Here is a 4,435-nt window from a genome sequence, read left to right on the forward strand (position 1 = left end):
GAAAGCTTTCCATAATAAAGGTGAAAGTCTAAGAAAAAAGAAGTAATATTGTCAGGTCATCAGTTGGACTGAAGAAAGCCTTGATAGAGGGGTCAATATGTCCAGCGGAGGGGTCAACATCGACATTATATCCAAAAATATTGGAATTTAATAAATTATTGATTTTACCTCTCGCAATTTGCAATAATTTTTCTCATTTTAGTTCTGAAATTATTCCAAATTTCATCATCCCATGCAGAATTTTCTAGGTCTTTAGAGTATTTTTTAAGGGAAATATTGAGCTCTTTAGCAAATTTGACACTGTTTATAGTAAGGTTTGTGTTATCAAATAGATTTTTTCCAATTCTTTTTATTCTCCACCCACCAGTTGTTTCCCCTTGATGTAAAATGCCGCAACGGACGTTTGAATAGAATTCTCGGGCTCTATTAGATAAGACGTTGAAGTTTTTCTCGGTTGAGAGAAATTGTGTAAAAGCAGCTGCAGATTTTCTATCACTATCACCCCACCCATTTTTAAATGATTGTAAAGTTTCGATTAATAAACAACAGTTTGCCATAATTGAAAAGCCATTTTTGTATTGTGTTTTATAATGGGATTCAGTATAGAAAAAATGTTTTAAATAACGACTATATAGCCTGTTATAAATAAATTCTGAAATTCGCGCTTTGTCATTTGCTGCTATTAAGTCCTGATATTGCTTAATGGTGACTATCTTTTTATTACCTTTATCGTCGAACCACCTTGCTAATTCTATTGTATTATTGAGAGCCATATTTTAAGCTTTTAAGTTGTGACAGCTATAAAGAGTAGTCACTTAAAGATCAATGTTATTAATTAATTTCCAATCTTTAGCTCCTCATTCCCCTTAATCGTAACTCCATTTTTATCTTTCCATGCTGTACGACCATTAACCGAATATCCCAGTATAACAGCACCAGCCGTTGAAGGGCTTGAAAACTCATAATTCTCATTAAAAATATTCTTACCATCTTTTAATATCACAACCCCTTTGTCTAAAAGTGTATTTCTCAGGTTTCCATAAGTCCCAGACAGCGCTTTGTACTGCTTCTTGCTCATTTCACTGCCCTTTAATACTTCAATACCATTTGAGGTTAATACAGCTTTCGCTGTAATTCCACTCATGGATAATGAATATTCTATAGTTGGCAATCGGGATTTTTTATCCAACCTGTCATCATGGGTCAATACAGAATAGCCTAACGTCGGGAGTATAATTTGCATATTTTCGAAATAAGTATCCATTTCGTCCCTTACCATTATTGGGAGATTAACGGTTGTACCAATAGTCTTATTGGTTAATCGATACTCACTTGACTTGCTAATCTTTGAGATAGTTTTTTGCTCCAAATACTTAGTATGTGATACTGTGAGGTTTTCATCTTTTGAACAGAAGCACACTATCAATTCAAATGATTGATCGGTATTCCTAAAATGTTGCCCAATTCTATCTGCTAAAGAATTTGCTTCTCCGACGTAGACCAGTTTATCATCTGGGTTTTCATCGTTTTGACCGAAAAGGAAGTAGATACCAGGCTTCTTTAGTTCCGGCAACTCTTTAGCCTCCAAAAATAGGTTTCTAGGTATTTTGATTGCTTGGCCAGTCCAATTGGACATATATGAAAAAATTATACCTTCGGGATTGCCCGATGCTAGATAATTGGTTACGGTTATTCCTCTTTTTTGCATTTTAAGTTTATAGATAATTAAACTTCAAAGAAGCCTTGTTTTTTAGTAAGGTAATAGGATTTGTATTTATCTCCTTCTGTTTCTTTTTCCCATAACTCTTGAACAACTGGAAACGTTTTGTAATAATACATCATACCGGAGTGCCAGCTATCCCATATTTCTTTAGAAATTCGTTCTTTCTTATACCAATAGTATTGCTCCGCACATAGATTAAAATAGTCAATTATATTCTTTTGTAAATCAATGTAGTAGTCTTCACGTAGAGCCGTTATGTCTAAATCGACATTTAATTCTGACAATTTGTCGTTTAATTTATCGTATCGTTCATTAAATTCCTTAAAAAGTTCTTTCTCCATTTTTTCGTGAGATATTTTTAAGTTTCCTCTCTGGTATTTATTAGCGATAAGACCAGCAATCAAAGCGGCAGTGATTGTTGCTAGTCCTGAAAAATTAGTAGATAAAAAGTTAATTAATGGACACATATAAACAGTTATAAATCTTCTTCCTTTAAAGCATCGAGTACAGTTAAATCCAAAGCTTCACAAAGATTTAAAAGTTTGGAAAAAACAAAATCTTCCTTTCCGTTTTCCATATCGCTAATTTTTGACCTGTCCATTTTAGCGATTCTTTCAGCTACTTCATCTTGAGTTAAATCCAGCTCTTTTCTTCTTTTTCTTAAATTCTTTCCTATTGTTTTGTAGGTTTTTGAATGTTTGTCTTCAATCATGGAAATATATTTTGTGGTTTTATTGCCACACTTGGTATTTATTATTATATTTGTGTGGACGATTTAATATTCGAGGTAAATAACCTTGATGAACGACGTTTTCTCGTACCCGAACAGAGCTAAAAATTCGCCGAGAGAACCCGTGTAGATCGCTCCATGCTTTTGTGTGTTCAAAAAGTTTTAATACTTTTGATATATGTGGCATGTGGGCGGTTTCACGTGTAGCTTTGGCGATGTCATTTTCGAAATCTCTTGCAGATGTAGAGGTGACAAGGGTTAGCTCCCCTGGGTTCAAAGTGTGAAGCCGCTCCTTGCTTAGCTAACCTAAACAAGTCAACGGTACTCATTAAGATAACGACGTTCATCATAAATAGATAAAATTATGATAACGATGTTAAATAAAACTTTCTCTCCGTGGTACCGAATCCCGTCTCAATTCATTCGGTATTCCGCCAAGCAGCACTTCAAAAACTTAATCCGCGCGCCGGATTAGACACAATTATAATATACAGTACGTAAAAGGAGAGGAGCCAATAAAATGGCTTAGTATGGCTTATTCACGCGAATAGCCAAATTCTCCTTAAGCGTATCTGCCACCGACCCTTATCAATATATAAATAGAGAAAAAAGGCAAAGAAGATGGCTTGTTCTAAATAATTGTTTCGCAGCTTAAATTTAGTCAAACTTTTCGTTGAAGACAAATTTCTATTCAACATATTGTTGTGATACAACAAAGGGTCGGTCCTTCCAATCATTGTGGATGTCCGTGACGAACCATATATAACCGAGTAATTAAGAGTAAAACGGCATTCTGAGGTTTAGTTAATAAATTTTTTAACAGTGTAGGCTGCATTGGGACTTTGAGCTCGATAGGGGGGTGTTTTATCCTTTTTTTCCAAAGAAACTATGCAAATACACGCCCTCAAAAGCCAAATAAATGAAAGAGCTTTTAAAGAAACTTGTCGCCTTTGATCTGGCGATGTACGAAATCCATCATCTGGAGTATGATCCAGTAGCATGTATCAAAGATTTTTGGACCAGGTATGACATGGACAGTTGTCGCAATCATCTAGTAGAATTGCTGACTGTTTATTTCGATCGAGAAAGGGGAGTTAATCCTACTATCAGTACAGCGGACGTACAAAACTTCTCCGTGGCATTATTTCGCATGGTAATGGCCTACTTTCTGATTCATTACAAAAAGATTAATCTGACAGGGGTAGAAATTTCTTTTCTCCGAAGCAATAGATTCATCGCCTGTGAACTCGAAAGTAGCAAGGAAATCTACGATTTTTTTTATCAGCTTTCTCAAAACCACTAATAAACTAAATAATGAATATCCTGAAATTTTTAGCCTTATTAAAGGGCTATATAACCTATATATTTCAAGTACCTGTGAAGCACTACTTAAGCACAGATATAGTACTAATTACGCAAGATTTGCGTAACAAAATTAGACAAGGAAAAACGTACTTTAAAGGTACTTCGATCCGGCTAAAAAAGCGCTGTAAGATTAGCGCTCAAAATCAAATTATAACAGCTAGTTCTTCGGGCAGCCTTCGGGTTTTGTTCGAGGATCCTTCGACACTGCGTCGTACCAGCGTCGCCTCTTCTTCGGGAATGCTTCGACTGCTGTTCGACTATGCTTCGGGTTGGAGTCGAAGCGTACTCGAAGCCTTGCCGAAGCAGAGCCAAAGGGGTGCCAAGCCTGTCTCGACCATGTCCCAAAGAAGTCTCGAAGCCGAGCCAAAGGTCAGTCGAAGAGGGGGAGAGGTATCACCTTCTTCGGACTTTTGCCTGACCAACTTCGCCCCAGCTTCTGCCTTTCATGCTATTGGCATCGAGTTTTCATCGGGATCTCATCGAGCCACACCGATCAAAACCCGATGCCGACTCGATGAAAATCCGATGAAATCTAAATATTCGGCAGGAATTGCTCAAAAGATGGTTGAAGATTTTCAGCAGGTGGGAGATGCTACATTGACTTATGGAGTAGAATC

Annotated in this window: 6 protein-coding genes; 2 read left to right on the forward strand and 4 right to left on the reverse strand. The window is 36.6% G+C overall.

Annotated features, from left to right (window positions below; genetic code table 11):
• Positions 1 to 164 precede the first annotated feature (164 nt).
• The 4 genes from B2X72_RS14970 to B2X72_RS14985 form a co-directional block, all read right to left on the reverse strand.
• Positions 165 to 773 carry a hypothetical protein gene (locus tag B2X72_RS14970; RefSeq protein WP_286850306.1) on the reverse strand — a complete coding sequence of 203 codons (609 nt, stop codon included), beginning with the start codon at positions 771 to 773 and terminating at the stop codon, positions 165 to 167.
• Between the two features lie 62 nt (positions 774 to 835).
• Complete coding sequence (locus B2X72_RS14975; RefSeq protein WP_286850308.1) at positions 836 to 1,708, reverse strand: GIY-YIG nuclease family protein; 873 nt, start codon at positions 1,706 to 1,708, stop codon at positions 836 to 838.
• Between the two features lie 17 nt (positions 1,709 to 1,725).
• Positions 1,726 to 2,190: a hypothetical protein gene (locus B2X72_RS14980; protein WP_286850310.1), complete on the reverse strand. Its 465-nt coding sequence runs from the start codon at positions 2,188 to 2,190 to the stop codon at positions 1,726 to 1,728.
• An 8-nt stretch (positions 2,191 to 2,198) separates the two neighbouring features.
• On the reverse strand, positions 2,199 to 2,435 hold the full coding sequence (locus tag B2X72_RS14985) for a helix-turn-helix domain-containing protein (RefSeq protein ID WP_286850312.1): 237 nt from the start codon (positions 2,433 to 2,435) through the stop codon (positions 2,199 to 2,201).
• Between the two features lie 937 nt (positions 2,436 to 3,372).
• Between B2X72_RS14985 and B2X72_RS14990 the strand changes: the two genes are divergently transcribed.
• Positions 3,373 to 3,756, forward strand: coding sequence for a hypothetical protein (locus B2X72_RS14990; RefSeq protein WP_286850316.1), 384 nt, complete (start codon positions 3,373 to 3,375; stop codon positions 3,754 to 3,756).
• An 11-nt stretch (positions 3,757 to 3,767) separates the two neighbouring features.
• Positions 3,768 to 4,435, forward strand: a 668-nt coding sequence (locus tag B2X72_RS14995) for a hypothetical protein (protein WP_286850317.1), incomplete at its 3' end; no start/stop codon positions are given.

The organism is Sphingobacterium sp. UBA7253 (assembly GCF_002472745.1).
GTDB classification, from domain to species: Bacteria; Bacteroidota; Bacteroidia; order Sphingobacteriales; family Sphingobacteriaceae; genus Sphingobacterium; species Sphingobacterium siyangense.